At 36.3% G+C, this 16,134-nt stretch carries 18 protein-coding genes; 2 read left to right on the top strand and 16 right to left on the bottom strand.

Translation table 11 applies throughout. From position 1 onward, the window contains the following. From rsfS to NSQ59_RS09940, 7 genes are all read right to left on the bottom strand, one after another. Complete coding sequence (gene rsfS, locus NSQ59_RS09970) at positions 1-348, bottom strand: ribosome silencing factor (protein WP_055739213.1); 348 nt, start codon at positions 346-348, stop codon at positions 1-3. Further along, the gene (gene yqeK, locus NSQ59_RS09965; protein ID WP_055739212.1) at positions 348-920 is read right to left on the bottom strand and encodes a bis(5'-nucleosyl)-tetraphosphatase (symmetrical) YqeK; all 573 of its coding nucleotides are present in this window, start codon (positions 918-920) and stop codon (positions 348-350) included. The genes rsfS and yqeK overlap by 1 nt, the downstream gene beginning before the upstream one ends. After that, complete coding sequence (locus NSQ59_RS09960; protein ID WP_126647699.1) at positions 907-1,482, bottom strand: nicotinate-nucleotide adenylyltransferase; 576 nt, start codon at positions 1,480-1,482, stop codon at positions 907-909. The genes yqeK and NSQ59_RS09960 overlap by 14 nt, the downstream gene beginning before the upstream one ends. Before the next feature lie 181 nt (positions 1,483-1,663). Then, the gene (yhbY, locus tag NSQ59_RS09955; RefSeq protein WP_055739210.1) at positions 1,664-1,954 is read right to left on the bottom strand and encodes a ribosome assembly RNA-binding protein YhbY; all 291 of its coding nucleotides are present in this window, start codon (positions 1,952-1,954) and stop codon (positions 1,664-1,666) included. 5 nt (positions 1,955-1,959) lie between these two features. Beyond that, the gene (gene aroE, locus NSQ59_RS09950; RefSeq protein ID WP_340830983.1) at positions 1,960-2,793 is read right to left on the bottom strand and encodes a shikimate dehydrogenase; all 834 of its coding nucleotides are present in this window, start codon (positions 2,791-2,793) and stop codon (positions 1,960-1,962) included. 166 nt (positions 2,794-2,959) lie between these two features. Next, on the bottom strand, positions 2,960-4,066 hold the full coding sequence (yqeH, locus tag NSQ59_RS09945) for a ribosome biogenesis GTPase YqeH (RefSeq protein ID WP_340830981.1): 1,107 nt from the start codon (positions 4,064-4,066) through the stop codon (positions 2,960-2,962). Continuing rightward, positions 4,063-4,587, bottom strand: a complete 525-nt coding sequence (locus NSQ59_RS09940) for a YqeG family HAD IIIA-type phosphatase (RefSeq protein WP_183101947.1) — start codon at positions 4,585-4,587, stop codon at positions 4,063-4,065. The genes yqeH and NSQ59_RS09940 overlap by 4 nt, the downstream gene beginning before the upstream one ends. 384 nt (positions 4,588-4,971) lie before the next feature. Between NSQ59_RS09940 and NSQ59_RS09935 the strand changes: the two genes are divergently transcribed. After that, positions 4,972-5,112 (top strand): sporulation histidine kinase inhibitor Sda, encoded by a 141-nt coding sequence (locus NSQ59_RS09935; RefSeq protein ID WP_055739206.1) that lies wholly within the window; start codon positions 4,972-4,974, stop codon positions 5,110-5,112. A gap of 38 nt (positions 5,113-5,150) precedes the next feature. Here NSQ59_RS09935 and NSQ59_RS09930 read toward each other — a convergent pair whose 3' ends face one another. Then, positions 5,151-5,933, bottom strand: a complete 783-nt coding sequence (locus NSQ59_RS09930; RefSeq protein WP_340830976.1) for a phosphatidylserine decarboxylase — start codon at positions 5,931-5,933, stop codon at positions 5,151-5,153. 116 nt (positions 5,934-6,049) lie between these two features. On the opposite strand from NSQ59_RS09930, the gene pssA reads away from it, so the two are divergent. Continuing rightward, entirely contained in the window at positions 6,050-6,589 is a 540-nt protein-coding gene (pssA, locus tag NSQ59_RS09925; protein ID WP_055739204.1) for a CDP-diacylglycerol--serine O-phosphatidyltransferase, read from the top strand. A gap of 85 nt (positions 6,590-6,674) precedes the next feature. On the opposite strand, the gene NSQ59_RS09920 is transcribed toward pssA, so the two are convergent. From NSQ59_RS09920 to NSQ59_RS09885, 8 genes are all read right to left on the bottom strand, one after another. Next, positions 6,675-8,468, bottom strand: coding sequence for a M3 family oligoendopeptidase (locus NSQ59_RS09920; protein WP_126647696.1), 1,794 nt, complete (start codon positions 8,466-8,468; stop codon positions 6,675-6,677). 336 nt (positions 8,469-8,804) lie between these two features. Next, on the bottom strand, positions 8,805-9,530 hold the full coding sequence (sigK, locus tag NSQ59_RS09915; protein ID WP_055739202.1) for an RNA polymerase sporulation sigma factor SigK: 726 nt from the start codon (positions 9,528-9,530) through the stop codon (positions 8,805-8,807). Between the two features lie 197 nt (positions 9,531-9,727). Next, positions 9,728-10,921, bottom strand: coding sequence for an MFS transporter (locus NSQ59_RS09910; RefSeq protein WP_126647695.1), 1,194 nt, complete (start codon positions 10,919-10,921; stop codon positions 9,728-9,730). Positions 10,922-11,126: 205 nt separating this feature from the next. Further along, positions 11,127-12,734 (bottom strand): S53 family peptidase, encoded by a 1,608-nt coding sequence (locus tag NSQ59_RS09905; RefSeq protein WP_055739200.1) that lies wholly within the window; start codon positions 12,732-12,734, stop codon positions 11,127-11,129. A 463-nt stretch (positions 12,735-13,197) separates the two neighbouring features. After that, positions 13,198-13,344, bottom strand: coding sequence for a YrzI family small protein (locus tag NSQ59_RS09900; RefSeq protein ID WP_083489259.1), 147 nt, complete (start codon positions 13,342-13,344; stop codon positions 13,198-13,200). Positions 13,345-13,388: 44 nt separating this feature from the next. Then, on the bottom strand, positions 13,389-13,535 hold the full coding sequence (locus NSQ59_RS09895; RefSeq protein ID WP_161809222.1) for a hypothetical protein: 147 nt from the start codon (positions 13,533-13,535) through the stop codon (positions 13,389-13,391). A gap of 34 nt (positions 13,536-13,569) precedes the next feature. Then, on the bottom strand, positions 13,570-13,716 hold the full coding sequence (locus NSQ59_RS09890; protein ID WP_126648672.1) for a YrzI family small protein: 147 nt from the start codon (positions 13,714-13,716) through the stop codon (positions 13,570-13,572). Positions 13,717-14,149: 433 nt separating this feature from the next. After that, positions 14,150-16,126: a DHA2 family efflux MFS transporter permease subunit gene (locus NSQ59_RS09885; protein WP_055739199.1), complete on the bottom strand. Its 1,977-nt coding sequence runs from the start codon at positions 16,124-16,126 to the stop codon at positions 14,150-14,152. Positions 16,127-16,134: the final 8 nt, after the last annotated feature.

The raw sequence follows: 16,134 nt of genomic DNA, 5'->3' as shown, positions 1-16,134 counted from the left end.
TCACTCACTATAAACATTAACTGTCGGAGCATCTCCCCACAGTCTTTCTAGATTATAATAGGTTCTTTCATCTCGATGAAAAACATGGGCAATAACATCTCCTAAATCGATTAATACCCATTTCCCTTCATCAAATCCTTCCATTTTTCTAACAAGATAACCCAATTCTTCCGCTTTTTCTTTTATTTCTCTCGCAATTGCTTGTACCTGTTTATCAGAATTTCCATGGCAAATTAAAAAATAATCCGCAATAAGGGAAATTCCATTCATATCTAGGACAACAATGTCCTCCGCTCTTTTATCATCCGCTGCTTTAACCGTTAGATTTAATAACTCCTGATTTCTCATTACCCAACATCCTCGCCTTTCATTACAAGATCATTGTAAAAGTCAACCGTATCTGGATACACAGTCTGATTTCGATTTAATAAATATTGAATTGTATTCCGAACAGAATAAATTAATGCCTTGTTCAGATTTACATGAGCTAATTCCCTAGCTTCCTCTACACCCGGAAAATTACGGCCGGGCTCAATATAATCGGCAAGATATATTATTTTGTCTAATAATGTCATGCCAATTCTGCCAGAAGTATGATAATGTATTGCATTTAGTATTTCTGCATCTTTTATTCCGACTTCTTTTTCAACTAAATATGCGCCAACAGGGGCATGCCATAGCTCAGGATTAAATTGTAAAAGCCGCGCATCAAATTTTTGTTCTACAATGATCCTTTTCATTTCATCAAGCGGACGAAACTTTGCATAGTCATGAAAAATAGCGGACGTTTCCGCTTTCTTTTGATCAGCACCATATTCCTTCGCTAACTGGATGGCTGTTTCCATAACACCTATAGTATGAATATAGCGTTTTTCTGTAATCTGTTCTTTTACAATACTTAATGCCTTAGTTCGATCCATATAATTGATGCTCCTTAATATAATTCCAAACATTATCCGAAATTAAATATTTTACGGATTTATTTTCAGATATTCTTGTCCTTATCAAAGTGGAAGAAATATTTATATCCGGAATAGTAACATGCAGGATAGGGTACTCCGTTTTTTGCGAATGATTGGGGCGATTTACACCAACGAATTGAATCAGTTTGAGTAATTGATCAATTTTATACCATTTTGGCAGGTATTCAATCATATCAGCACCAATAATAAAATAAAATTCAATTTCCGGCTCTCTTTCACGCAGCAACAAAACGGTATCATATGTATAAGATCGACCTTTTCTTTCCAATTCAATTTTTTCAATCGCAAAACACGGATGGTCTGCAATCGATAATGTTAGCATATTAATACGATCATCATTCGAAATCCATTTGTCCTTTTGTTTGTGCGGCGGCTCCTGATTTGGCATAAATCGAATTTCATCAAGTTGAAGCGCCTGCAAAACTTCATTCGCAATAATTAAATGACCGAGATGCGGAGGGTCAAAGGTCCCTCCTAAAATGCCAACTCGTCTCTTCATATTTTCCACCTTCTATGGAGAATGTTTTCGTATAGGGTTGCTTTTCGTAAAAGGCTATAAATCCTAATACGGACTTAGTTTCGTGGCATCTTTGCTTATAAGGGCCATTCATTCATAACCTTATTAACGATGTTTACAAGACTTGCGTCTTTAAAAGTAACAAATTTTACGAAAAGAGCCTCTATGGAAGCTGAATTTGTTTATTTTCTTTTGATTCCTTGTATAGAACAATAGTATTTCCAATTATTTGCACAACTTCCGCTTTCGCTCCTTTAGCAAGTTGTTCTGCCACTGTATCCCTGTCCACATCACAGTTTTGCAGAACACTGACTTTAAAAAGCTCACGTGCTTCAAGTGCATCGCTTATTTGTTTTATCATATTTTCATTTACTCCTCCTTTTCCAACTTGGAAAATAGGATTTAAATGATGAGCTTGTGAACGTAAAAAACGTTTTTGTTTTCCAGTTAACATATACCTTAACCTCCTAAATGTTGCATAACGATGTTTTCCATACGAATAATATCAGGTTTAATACCTGTCCATTTTTCAAAAGCAATTGCACCTTGATGAACAAACATTCCTATTCCATTTTGAGTCGTGGCACCTTTTTGCCTTGCCTCTGTTAAAAATTTTGTTTCTAATGGGTTATAAATTATATCTACTGCATGTGTGTTTGGCAGCATATTTTCTAAACTGAAAGGAATTTCATTAATATTAGGACTCATTCCAATCGATGTCGTTTGAATCACTAAAGTATATGCGCCTAAATTTTGTCTAGCTTGGGGAAAGTCCAAAATATTTGTTTCACATTTGAAAGGACAATGATCCACTAGTCCTTGAGCTCTTGCTGTTGTGCGATTACTTATATCTATTTTCTTCACGCCAACGGAAGCAAGAGAATAATAAATTGCCTTTGCAGCTCCACCAGCACCAATAATAAGCGTTTTCTCATTTTTAAAATCCTTTTTCCATCTTTCCTGCAAGGAACAAATAAAACCTAATCCATCTGAATTATAGCCCACATAGTCGTTTCCGTCACGAACCACTGTATTAACAGCTCCAATTGCCTTTGCAAGCGGGTCTAATCGATCCACCAATGGTAGAATGGATGTTTTATGGGGAATCGTAACATTAAATCCCTCAATCCCTATCACTTTCATTCCCTTTATAGCAGTCGCCAGATCCTCAGGAGTAATTCTAAATGGTTGATAATATCCGTCTATTTTTAGATTTTTAAATGCATCATTATGCATCATCGGGGACATGGAATGTGAAATTGGATCTCCGATAACTCCAAATAGCCTTTTCATAAAAATTCCCCCTAAAATAGAAATGCGCAAGCGCCTTGCCCAGCGGCGTATGGATTTCGTAGTCTTCGACTGAGATAAAGAAAACCGAGCTGATGTTGACTTATCATAGGGAGACGGAGAAATCCACTAGCCGATAGGCGCTTTAGCTAGACAAAAACTATATGCCTTATATTAAAGATGGACGAGTTAACACACTAACCCCTTTTGGAACATACGCTGCGACAACAGCTCCAGGATCATTAATGGTTACCCAGCCAAGTCCTGAAAAGACAATATCTGTTTTTCCCTGTTTTAGAGAAAATTCATGACGAACTAAAGGTGGAAATTCTTCCAAATCATTTTTCCTTGGCGGTTGGAGAAGCTCTCCGACATGTTTTTTATATAGTGATTCAGCATTTTCCATCTTCGTTCGATGAATCTTCAGCTCATTTGAAACATGGCAAATAAGGGAGCGTCTTCCGCCACTCATATAATCAAGGCGAGCTAAGCCTCCGAAAAATAACGTTTGGCCCTCATTAAGCTGAAAAACCATTGGCTTTATTTCTTTTTTCGGTGTTATGAGTTTTAAATCCTTTTTATCAACGAAATGGGCCATTTGATGATGATTGATGATTCCAGGAGTGTCTACTAAGGCACTTCCATCATCTAAAGGAATTTCAATCATATCAAGGGTTGTCCCTGGAAAATGGGAAGTAGTGATAACATCATCTTCCCCAGCTACATTTTTGATGATCCGATTAATAAATGTAGACTTACCTACATTCGTACATCCGACAACATAAACATCCTTACCATTTCGATAATGGTCGATTGCATCAATTGCTTCGTCAATGGAGCTTCCTTTTGTAGCACTTACTAATAAGACATCGATTGGCTGTAACCCTAATTGTTTTGCCTCATGCTTCATCCACTGAATAAGCTTTGATCTTTTCACTGATTTAGGAAGTAAATCTTCTTTATTACCAATCAGTAATATAGGATTTTTCCCTACAAAGCGGTGTAATCCCGGCAGCCAGCTGCCATTAAAGTCAAAAATGTCTACTATTTTTACAATTAGTCCATCGACTTCTGATAACCCATTTAATATTTTCAAAAAGTCATCATCAGTTAATGAAACATCTTGCACTTCATTATAATGCTTAAGTCGAAAGCAACGCTGACAAATAACAGATTCCTTCCCCAACGAGGAAGGTGGAGCGTATCCTATTTGTTTTGGGTCATCGGTTTGAATCGTAACCCCGCAGCCGATGCATGTTATTTCTGATCTATTCACATTTTATCCTCCCATTGTAATAATCCTTTTCTCTTAAACCAAGCCATAATTCTTCGTTCAATCATCCGATTGAAACGGGTCGCGAATCCGTCCGATTGCGCAACAGGAACAACTAAAATGGTATAAAAGCCACTCCTATTCCCGCCAAGCACATCTGTTAGCAATTGGTCACCAATCACTACTGTTTCTTCTTTTTTAACTCCCATCATTGCTACTGCTTTGTTAAATGCCTTAACGAGCGGTTTTCTTGCTTCGTAAATAAACGGGATACCAAGTGGGTCAGCAAATGCTTTTACCCTTTTTTCTTGATTATTAGAAACGATGGTAACAAGGATATTATGTTCTTTCATATTGGCAAACCATTTTATTAAATTTGGTGTTGCATTCGGACGATCCCACTCTACTAATGTATTATCCAAATCTGTAATGATAGCTTTCACCCCTCTAGCCTTCAAGCTTTGCGGGTCTATTTGAAAAACATCCTTAACATGTTCGTTAGGCAAAAAATTATTTAATAGCAAAATCATGTACACTCCATTCTATTTTTACCGTTTAATCATATCAATTATTTTTTCATAATCAAAGAAGAAAAACTATTTGTGTGCCCATTGTACAGAAGGAAAAATAAAAAGATGAGTGGAAGTAAAAGAATTTTCTAAAGAAAATTCGACAAAATCCACCTTTTCCCTACACTTGTGGATAATTTTATACACATTTTACACATTGATTTATACACTCTTCTTCCAATTATAAACAAGTTAATAACAGGTTATCCACGGTTCTTTGTGGATAGTTGGAACGCTTGTTCTATCACTTATTGTTTGATAGAGTTAAATTACAACATGACAACCTACATTATATTCAGTAAATCTTTTTTTAGAACGTCAAAGTGGAGGTGATGGCTTATGAGAAAATTATCAAATGAATTACTAATTGAATCCTACTTTAAAGCTAAGGAATTACATTTAAGCCAGGATTTTATACGCCTCATTGAGTTAGAAATTCACCGTCGTTCATTAACACATAAAATTAAAATTTCATCTTGATATTATATCCCTGCGGTTTTAGCAGGGATATTTCTTTTCTAATGATTAATTTGCCCTAATGGTTCGCCAACTTTAATATCAAATGGCACCTGTATATATTCGTGAATCTCGAAGGAATCCTTTTCGAACAAAAGAACAACGGTGGAGCCAAATGAAAAATAAGCAACTTCTTCTCCTTTACGCCAATTATGATGTTTTGCAATGCATTCAATGGAATTAATGAACATTGCACCAACTTTGACAAATAATAAATGACTGCTCCCTGTTTTTAATTCAGTTATTACCCGATAGTTTTTAGATAAAGGGGATTTCCCGTATTTTAAACCATACCGATTTACAGGATAAGACTTTGTTCCTAAAGCATATTGTGTAATGACCTCTCCATCAATAGGGCTATGTATTCGATGATAATGGCTCGGGCTTAAATATAAGATAAGGAATTTCCCTCCAATATATTTTTTTATTCGGTCGTCATCCCCAATCATTTCTTTTATTGAATACTGTTTCCCTTTTACAGTAATCCTCTTATCAGCTTCAATAATTCCACTATCTTCTAATACACCGTCAACTGGGCTCGTAATGATATTACGATCATTTATAAACTGACGTGCACCCGGCTTTAACTTTCTTGTAAAAAATTCATGAAGATTATCATATGAATGAATATCATGTTGCATTTCAGTTTGATTAATATGATAAATTTTTGCATAAGATGGTATTAATACTTTACTCCATTTGGACTCCGCAAAATTTTTCAATAATTGGGATGTGAATTTATGATTTGTTAATTCGATCAACAATCGGTAAAACCAGGTCTTCAATGTAAAACCTCCATATTCAAAAAAATTCTTCTTAACTTTAATGTCATTTAGGCATATAATAATATAATATAGATAAATATGTGAATTTAAATCCTTCTTACAGGAGGTGATCTTATTTGTTTTGGTCTGGCGTTTTTGATCAAACTGTTAAAAAACTTAGAGCACAAACGGCTAATTTAATGACTTTAACGAATTTAAGTTTAGGAGGATTTGCCATTTTGATAGCAGTCCGTGGACAGCTAAGCTTAAGTTTATTGTTAATTTTTCTGGCCGCCCTCGCGGACCGATTTGATGGTTTAATTGCAAGAAAGCTAAATATCGAATCGGATCTTGGGAAACAGCTTGATTCTATGAGTGATATTATATCATTTGGTGTCGCTCCAGCTTTATTATTATACCAAGGAATATTAAATTTGTTTGGATTTCCGGGATTATTTTTTACCATTTTGTACATTGGATGTGGAGCTTACCGCCTTGCACGTTTTAACATTACAGAAAGTAACGGATATTTTACGGGTATGCCAATTACTGCAGCAGGTTGTTTACTCACTTTAAGTTATTTAGGCATTCCGTATCTCCCACCGCATTCATATTTATTTATTATTATCATTTTGTCCATCTTAATGATTTCTTCGTTTAAACTCAAAAAGATATAAAAAAAAATCCGGCATCTGCCGGATTTTTTACATTCTGCGACTCCGAAATCCATCCGCTAGAGCTGCGGTGCTTTCGCATATGTTTTTATTTTGTCATTTCCAAAAATTCTTCTACATCTTTTACACAAAGCTTTACTCCAGCTTCCCAGAAATCTCTTTGTGTAAGATCAACATTCAAATGTTTTAATGCTAATTCTTCCACATTCATAGAACCAGTATCTCTTAAAAGGGCCATATATTTTTCCTCATAACCCTTGCCTTCTTTCAGAGCTTGAGCATAAATACCTAGTGAAAATAAATATCCGAAGGTATATGGGAAGTTATAAAAAGGAACTCCTGTAATAAAGAAGTGCAATTTTGAAGCCCAGAATAAAGGATGGTATTCCTCAAGTCCGTTGCCATAGGCTTCTTTTTGTGCTTCCATCATGAGCTCATTTAATCGATTTTTACTAACTAATCCATTTTTGCGTTCTTCATAAAATCTTGTTTCAAATAAGAAACGTGCATGAATGTTCATTAGAAGAGCTACGGACCTTTGAACCTTATCCTCAAGTAAAGTTAATCTTTCTTTATCGTCTTTAGCATTTTTTACTGACGCGTCAGCTACAATCATTTCCGCGAAGGTAGAGGCTGTTTCTGCAACATTCATGGCATATCCCCGTTTTAAAGGGTGAACATCCCTTAATGCATAGGAATGGAAAGCATGCCCTAATTCATGTGCAAGTGTTGAAACATTGGACGGAGTACCTGAATAGGTCATAAATATTCTTGATTGACTGCTTAATGGAAATCCTGTACAAAAACCTCCAGGACGTTTTCCTGCACGGTCCTCTGCTTCAATCCAGCTATCCTCAAATGCCTTTTTGGTAAAGTTAGCAAGATTTTCTCCAAATTCTCCGAAATGGTTAATGATAAATTCAGCGCCCTCATCAAAACTAAAAAGGCTGTTTACATCCCCTACTGGTGCATCCAAATCATACCAGCTTAATTTTTCAACTCCTAACATTTCTGCCTTGCGATTTAAATACTCCACAAACGGTTGTTTGTAATCGCTAATTACCTGCCACATCATATCAAGGGTTTCTTTTTTCATTCTATTGTAGCTTAATGGTTCTTTTAAAACTTTATCCCAACCTCTTTGTTCGTAAATGGTTAAGCGGAATCCTGCTAAATGGTTTAAAGTAGCAGCAAATAAATCTGCCTTATCATCCCATGCTTCCTCCCATTTACGGAAAACATCTTTTCTAATTTCACGATCTGGGTCTGAAAATTTGTTATGGGCCTGTCCGACAGACAGTTTCTTTATCTCTCCGTTTTCTTCAAAGGGGATCTTTACCTTGCTTACTAAAGAATCATACATTTCTCCCCAGCCATGATATCCATCAACACTTAATGCATTTAAAAGCGCCTCTTGATCCTTGGAAAGCTTCTCTTTCGCTTTTTGGCGGCGCTCATTTAAAACAAATTCTAATTCGTTTATTCCATCCGCCTTTAAAAGATTGTTCCAATCCTCATCCTTAATATTGGTTAACTTATCATCAAAGTTCGTCAAAATTGTATTCAATTGTGCTCTTAAAGTAGCAACCGCACCTCTTAATTCATTTGCTTTTGCATCCTCCGTGTTTTGCGCTTGAAGACAGCTTACAAAAGCACCAGCTTGTCCAAGCTTTTGAGTACTATTTTGCAAACTTTCAAGGATAGATACAAAACTGGAAGTGTCATCTAATATGTTTTCAACACTCCAAGTACTTACTTGTTGATCGAAGCTCTTTAACGTTTCTTTCAACTCCCCTAAAAAGGTTTGAAATTCAGTTGAATTACTGCCGCCTTGAAAAAAAACATCCAAATCCCATGTTAACGAATATGTACTAGTTGTCATGATAATCCCCCTTCTTGGTTTGGTACGGACTAATTATATACTAGTTTCATTAATTTTTCTAATATTTAAAACACCAATAAATCCGAAATAAATATACAAATGCGCAAGCGCCTTGCACATCGGCGTACGGATTTCGGAGTTACAGGCTCGAGATAAAGGGAACACAGTGAGGTAGTTCACGAACTGATGTGTTATCGTAGGGAGGAGACGGAGAAATCCGCTAGCCGATAGGCGCTGGAGCTAGACGTAGACACTTGTTTAAAAAATTATCCAAATGGTAAAATTTTAATATTTCCAATACCATAAAAAAATTCGGACAGACATAGGCCCGAATTTTTATTCTTGTTGGTTTCTTTTCAGCTTTTCTTTTTCTGCACGATAAAATTCATGAAACATCTTCATTAATGCACGCTTTTCAATTCGTGACACATAGCTTCTGGAAATACCCAGCTCTTTGGCGATTTCTCTTTGCGTTTTCTCTTTTTGAAGATCTAAACCAAACCTTCCGATGATTACTTCTTTTTCACGGTCATCCAGGACCCGGATATATTCTTTTACTTTTTCTAATTCCATGCTTAGCTGTATAGTGTCAAAAACATCTTCGGCATCGGATTTTAATACATCTATTAACGATATTTCATTTCCTTCTTTATCTTGGCCAATAGGATCATGTAATGAAATATCTTTTTTTGTTTTCTTTAAAGCACGCAGATGCATCAGAATTTCGTTCTCTATACATCTCGCAGCATATGTGGCCAGCTTCGTGCCTTTTCCTTCCGAATAACTTTCAATGGCTTTAATTAATCCTATCGTCCCAATCGAGATTAGATCTTCAACATCCTCGCCGGTATTTTCGAATTTTTTTACTATATGGGCCACTAATCGTAAATTATGCTCGATTAAAATGTTCCGGGCTTCTTCATCGCCTTCCGCCATTTTTCGTAAAAATTTCCGTTCCTCACCGGCTGAAAGCGGCTGTGGAAAAGCATTATTCTTTACATAAGAAACCAAAAAAACAAGTTCTTTAAATAAATAACCTATAGCAGTTAAGATACCGGACATTTTTTCACCTCCGTTAGGCTTTTGCCTATAGTAATGCTTATGTTAAACGAAGGTTATTTGTGTCTGTCCGGAAGATAAATTTATATGGAAAATTACCCCTTTTCCTTTCACTCTTGCGCTTTCAACAAATCTGCACTTAAAACTGTCCGTGTGAAGCGGACAAAATCCCAAAATGTCCATAAGAAGTGCCTGACACCTTATATGGTGGACATTTTTTTTATTTGTTTTTCTTTTGTTAGATATGCCATGCTCATAGCTGCGATTAGAAGTATGCCTGTTACAAGAAATACGGTTTGAATTGGAAAGATTCCCCCTATAAATCCACCAATCATTGGACCAATCATGCCACCAATTTGGTTAGCAGTTTGATTTAACCCAAATGCACGTCCTCTGAAATCTTCCCGAGTTGAACGGACAACAAGCCCATTGATTGCAGGAAATACAGCACAAAAGAAAATTCCAAACATAAAACGGACAATGGAAAATCCCCAAATATGACCAAATATCATCTGAGCGAATGTACCTATTCCTCCACCAAGAAGGCCAATCATCAAAACCTTGCGGAAGCCTACTTTATCGGCAAATTTCCCCCAAAATGGACCAAAAATGACACTAGCAATACCTGGCAAGGAAAATACGATTCCCGCTATAAAGGACGCATTTTTCGTCGCTCCGCCAAGTTTCACAATATATAATGGAAGTACTGGTTCAATAGTCATTAAAGAACACGATGTTATCACTGTCAATACCATTACAATCATAAAAGTACGATTGGCTGCCGCCTCCTTTATATCCATGAAAACAGAGCCTTTTGATTTGCTTGGTGTGAAATTTTTCTCTTTAACCCAAAAAATCACTAATAATGTAGATAGAAAGACAAGAATTCCAGCACTTGCGAAAGCAAAACGATTACCTGCTAATTCCGCAATACCTCCGCCTAATAATGGACCGACAACACCTCCAGAGGCAGTAGCGGTTGAAATCATAGCAAGCGCATATCCAACCCTGTCATTTGGAGTATTGGTTCCAATCAATGCTATTGCTCCGGGAATGTATCCTGATAAAAGACCTTGCAATATTCTTAAAATAAGTAATTCGTAGGGATTCGTTACAAAGGCTGTAAGTGTATAGATTACAAATAATGCTATTCCCGCCCTTATAATCATTGGCTTTCGACCATATCGGTCAGACAACATTCCCCAATACGGTGATGCAATAGCACCTGCAAAGAAAGCAGCACTAAATAATATACCTGACCACATTTCCGTATGTTGATTTACTCCAATTTGAAGTAGAAATAATGGCAAAAAAGGAATTACCATTGAGTAGCTTGCTGAGGTAAAAAACGCGCCAATCCAAAGTATCCATAAATTACGCTTCCAATACAACATGATGACTTCTCTCCTTAAGTTCCCCCGATTAATTGTTTAGTGTATCGAAATATTTCCAAGTGCAATCATAACATACTTTTTCACTTCATACATGGACTATTTTAAATAATTTTTATTTTTCAAGAATATAAAATTCCAATTATGATAGCGGACATTTTAATGGAATAACAACCACATGAAAAAACAGAAGGGATTTCCCTTCTGTCTAATTTAATATCATATTAGTAGAATAATAAGTTGTAAGAGCACTCAATAGTTTCTTTCCATCTATACTCCCTAGGCCAGTACATGCATCCCAACCAACTCCTGCTGCGTAAGATCCATTTCCAACCGTATCATTGTTACCGTCTGTAATATCTCGAAAGCTATTATCCTCTGAAGAGAACTGATACAAAATGGGATTTATAAAGCCAATGGATCTGCCTAGCTGCTGATTTAGGATTGCAACTAAACCAGCATATAATGGTGCCACTGCACTAGTACCCCCAAATATATATTCCTGTCCGCCAACTAAGATTTGATATCCTGTTAATGGATCCGCATTACCTGCAACATCAGGAACACCTCTTCCATCCTGGATACTTCCATTAGGAAAGTCAATATTTTTTTGCCATTCGGGAGTCTTGAAAAAGGAACTAATTCCGCCGCCTGTAGCCCCATTATTTACTTCATTCCATACGATTTCACGAGTAATAGATCCATTTGTACCTTCCAATTGAGTTCCGCCGCATCCCATTACAAATGGGCTAGACGCTGGGAAATCAACATGGACAGAACCATCCTCTACCCCATCGGAGGAGCCATTATCACCAGATGCACAACAAACTGTAATTCCGAGTGATGCTGCATCTTTAAATGCTTTATTCATAGCTTTCATCGCTTGTTTCGTCCAGTTGCTTTCAGGAGCACCCCAGCTTATAGAAATAACCGATGGTTTATTTACATTATCATGGATGGCGGTAGTAATTGCTTTTAAAAAACCTGAGTCTGAATTTGGCGCAAAATATACGGCAATTTTAGCATTAGGTGCTACAGCCGCAGCAATTTCAATATCTAATGCAACCTCCCCATCAGGGCCATTTGGATCACCAGTTGGCGAATTTGTTGCACCATCTATTTCAATATCAACAATTTCAGGAGCAGGAACCCCAAGCTTTGAAAAATATTGTTCCATATCTTCAGGGCGGTATCCCCCGCCTAACTCAATAATACCAATGCATTGATTACTGCAATCTATATTCTCTGGAAAGTTATACAGCCTTGCCACTTCTATAGGTGTAAAAGAAGCCGGCTTTCTATTATTTCTCATAAACATTTTTCCACTTTGCAATAGCCGAAAGTGTGCTTTCGATTGCGGGCGGTTGTCCAATCCAAGTACTGCTTGTACAATTTCAGATAGCCTTTCAGGTATGTGAACATATCCATTTCTTCCGCGATATCGGAAATGGGGGTGTTCATATTCCGCTATTTCTACAGAAAAAGCCTTGTTTAGATTTTCAATTGTACCGGTAAGAGTAACCATGCCTGCAAATGAGATGGTCTCCTTTATAGTAAGCTCATAATCATCAGCAAAATCTTGAAGAATTTTCATATCATCGGGATGAATAAAATAATTATTGGCAAATGACTGCCGAGTATAATGTGCTTTGGAGAATTGACGTTCATTCATTTCTGCGAAAGTATCCTGCTCAACACTATGGCGACGCATAATAACCATCACTGAAATCTTTTCATTAGGATTTGCTTGGTCCACTTTTCGTGCATTAGGAAGAATCTCTCGTTCACTGCCTGAAATTTGAATATGCTTGTCCATTTGTCACATCTCCTTTCATATATTAAATTCTATTTTACTCCATTTAGCAATCAGTTATCTATGATATTTCTGACTTATATTAATATTCAGTATTTTATACCTATATAAGAAAAGTGCTATCGTACAGAATTTAAATCCTTCGACGCAAGAATTTGGAAACATGGCGAGCTACTTCAGGACTCGATGGAGATTAGTAGGGCTGGGTTAGATTACCAAACTCGAAATAAATTATGCAATGTATAACTAACATACAAAAATAATAAAAAAACAGCTGACAGAAAAATTGTCAGCTGTTTTTTGATCTTTTCTTTAACATCACCGTTAATACTAAAATGTGTAAAAACATTCATTTTCCCCCTAGCTCAAGGTAGTTAGGCGGAATCTTTCTCCACCCATAAGAAATTTAGTCTTTTGATTTGAAATACACAAAACATCTTTAACCTCTCCTTTCCATTTAATTTTTTTAATAATAATTTCTTAATAGAATTTCACTATGCTTTAATTTATTTTCTTCGAAAATCCTTGAGATATTTTCTTCGTGTAAATATTCCTCGGTTGTTTTCTTACGTTTTTTAATTGTAATCGTAACAAAAATTAAATTCAGTGTCATATGATCACCTCCCTATGTTCATCAATTAAAAAGACTGTTTACTGTTAATACAACTGTCTCATTACTACTTCCACATACTTACGTTTGGTTTGTTCAAAAATATCTGCACTTATTTGTTCTTTTTGATATTGTTCCGCAGTTTTTACTCGTTTCTTTAAATTTAATTTTGTAAAGATTAGATTGAGTACCATATTTTATCACCTCCTATTATTTGATCTTTGCCAATTAATAATAATGTCTTAACATCATCTCATTATGCTTTAATTTGTTTTGCTCCATAATTTCTGCGATATTTTGTTCACGTTTGTATTTGCTTATTGTTTTATTTCTCTTTTTCACATTCATTTTTGTTAAGATAAGACCGAGTGTCATAATTATCACCACCTAAACATAAAAAAGCCGCAGGAAGATACTGTATCTTCTTGCGGCTTAAAAAGCGCATACCTGTAAAAGGCGCAAAAAAGCCGCATGAAGACAGACATTCTTCCTACGGCTGGATTTACTTATATAAATTTAAAGCAAATTCAATCCATCCAAGGTCGAATGTGAATAATATGAAATTAAGGAAGAAACATTAGCGTATAACTTTTTCATTTTTCAAACGACCTCCTTAAGATTATTTTGCTTACAGAGGTAATTATAACCAACTACTATACAAAAGTAAACATAAATTTTAAAAATGTTTTTAAAAAATATATATGTCCTATTAAAGGTCTGATTGCCTGGGGATCTATCTCCAAAAAAAGCCGACCCTCTACTATATGCAAAAAGCCAAAGAAAGTTTCCTCTCTTTGGCTAAAAAAATTTATTTTTTTATTTCTGCAGGTCTAGATCGTTTAATAAAGAAGGATAGAATCAAGGCAACTGCCGCTATACCGGTTGCAACTACAAATGCATCATTAATTCCATCCACTGTTGATTGCTGTACAACTTTTCCATATATAGTGGATGTCGCTAAAGTTTGACCAGCCTGCGCAGGCAATCCAGCCATTTGTGCAATCCCCTGACCAAGCTGTGAAAGCTTATCAGAAATATAAGGGTTTGAACTTGTGATTACATTTGAGTAATTTGCAGTATGAAAACTGGATCTTGTTGACATTACAGTAACAAGAAAGGCAGTTCCGATACTCCCTGCGACCGTTCTTGCCGTATTGGATGCGGCTGTCCCATGACTAGTAAGACGAAGCGGCAATTGATTCATACCTTCTGTCATAACTGTCATCATGATAAAGGACATTCCGAACATACGGAAAATATAGAGAATCATTATATGTGTCAACGTTGTTTGCATTGTTAAACGCGTAAATTCCCATGTAGTAACTACCGTAATAATTAGCCCAATGATGGCCAGTGGCCTTGCACCCATCTTATCAAATAGCTTACCTGAAATCGGAGACATAATCCCCATTATAATCGCACCAGGCAACATCATTAAACCTGATTGTAATGCAGTAAAACCGCGTAAGTTTTGCAGATAAACCGGAAGTAATATCATCGCGGCAAACATCGCCATATTAACGACCATACTAACAACGGTTGTTAATGCAAAAATATCATATTTAAATACATGTAAATCGAGCATTGGAGAATCTGTTGAAAATTCACGTATTACAAATGCAATTAGCGAAATGATTCCAACGATCAAGGAAATCATTACGGTTGCACTCGTCCAACCGTCATTACCTGCTTCACTAAATCCATAGAGCAAAAATCCAAAACCAATGGTTGAAAAAATGAATCCCCATGTATCAAATTTTGGTTTTGTAATTTTTGTTACATCCTTCATCCAGATAATAGCTAAAATCAAGTCCAAGATACCAAATGGAATAACGATATCAAATAATAATCTCCAAGAAAAATGACCGATTAACCATCCGGATAGTGTTGGTCCGATGGCAGGAGCAAATATCATTGCAACCCCCATTAATCCCATTGCACCACCACGTTTTTCAGGTGGGAAGATTGTCATAAACACGGTCATTAATAACGGCATTATTACCCCTGCACCCGCCGCTTGAACAACCCTTCCGACCATCAGCATCGAAAAGTTTGCTGAAACGGAACAAATGACAGATCCAATCGTAAATGCAAAGATTGCGGAAATGAACAATTTTCTTGTCCCCAGTCTTGCAATTAAGAAAGCAGTAATCGGAATAAAGATACCATTTGTTAACATGTATCCTGTTGACAGCCATTGCACTGTACTCGTTGTAATCCCTAAATCATTCATTATATGAGGCAATGCCACATTTAACAAAGTTTGGTTTAATATCGCAACGAAGGCTCCGAGCATCATCGCAGCAATGATTTTTCCACGATGTTTTGAAATATCAGGTGAAATATTAGGACCTGTTGCTTTCTTTGTTTTTTCCTTTGGCTCCTCTGTTTTGCCTGCTTCTTCATTCACATATTCTAAGGCAGGCTCCGTAATAGCAGAGTCCTTTAGAGTTTCACGGATTAAATTATCAGCAACAGTCGCGTCATCTTCGACTGTTTCATCCTTTTCCAAATCAGGTGTAGGATGTTCTTCAATTGAATCTGTCTTTTCCTCATGATGAACGATTAAAGGCTCTTCTGCCGCTTCTTTTTTTATTTCTTGTTTTATTTCCTGATCATCTGTTTCTACTGACCTTACATGTACATCTTCTTTTCCAGTCTCCAGATTCGAAGGTACCGTATCTTTTAAATTTTTACGGTTATTTTTCCCTCTCCTTAATGCAAAATTGATTATAAGAAGAAGTATAACCGATATAAGAACATAACTAGCGATATATATTGTCATGATATCAC

It is taken from the genome of Margalitia sp. FSL K6-0131 (genome assembly GCF_038008735.1).
In the GTDB taxonomy this organism is placed as follows: domain Bacteria; phylum Bacillota; class Bacilli; order Bacillales; family Bacillaceae_C; genus Margalitia; species Margalitia shackletonii.
Note: the sequence above shows the minus strand (reverse complement) of the source record. Positions and strands in the feature narration are given on the sequence as shown.

Coding starts and splice junctions, on each gene's coding strand:
- NSQ59_RS09885 (WP_055739199.1), bottom strand. CDS start 16,126: ATGACAATATATATCGCTAGTTATGTTCTTATATCGGTTATACTTCTT.
- NSQ59_RS09935 (WP_055739206.1), top strand. CDS start 4,972: ATGAGAAAATTATCAAATGAATTACTAATTGAATCCTACTTTAAAGCT.
- NSQ59_RS09895 (WP_161809222.1), bottom strand. CDS start 13,535: ATGGTACTCAATCTAATCTTTACAAAATTAAATTTAAAGAAACGAGTA.
- sigK (WP_055739202.1), bottom strand. CDS start 9,530: ATGTCCGGTATCTTAACTGCTATAGGTTATTTATTTAAAGAACTTGTT.
- NSQ59_RS09890 (WP_126648672.1), bottom strand. CDS start 13,716: ATGACACTCGGTCTTATCTTAACAAAAATGAATGTGAAAAAGAGAAAT.
- yqeK (WP_055739212.1), bottom strand. CDS start 920: ATGGATCGAACTAAGGCATTAAGTATTGTAAAAGAACAGATTACAGAA.
- NSQ59_RS09920 (WP_126647696.1), bottom strand. CDS start 8,468: ATGACAACTAGTACATATTCGTTAACATGGGATTTGGATGTTTTTTTT.
- NSQ59_RS09900 (WP_083489259.1), bottom strand. CDS start 13,344: ATGACACTGAATTTAATTTTTGTTACGATTACAATTAAAAAACGTAAG.
- rsfS (WP_055739213.1), bottom strand. CDS start 348: ATGAGAAATCAGGAGTTATTAAATCTAACGGTTAAAGCAGCGGATGAT.
- yhbY (WP_055739210.1), bottom strand. CDS start 1,954: ATGTTAACTGGAAAACAAAAACGTTTTTTACGTTCACAAGCTCATCAT.
- NSQ59_RS09910 (WP_126647695.1), bottom strand. CDS start 10,921: ATGTTGTATTGGAAGCGTAATTTATGGATACTTTGGATTGGCGCGTTT.
- NSQ59_RS09905 (WP_055739200.1), bottom strand. CDS start 12,734: ATGGACAAGCATATTCAAATTTCAGGCAGTGAACGAGAGATTCTTCCT.
- aroE (WP_340830983.1), bottom strand. CDS start 2,793: ATGAAAAGGCTATTTGGAGTTATCGGAGATCCAATTTCACATTCCATG.
- NSQ59_RS09960 (WP_126647699.1), bottom strand. CDS start 1,482: ATGAAGAGACGAGTTGGCATTTTAGGAGGGACCTTTGACCCTCCGCAT.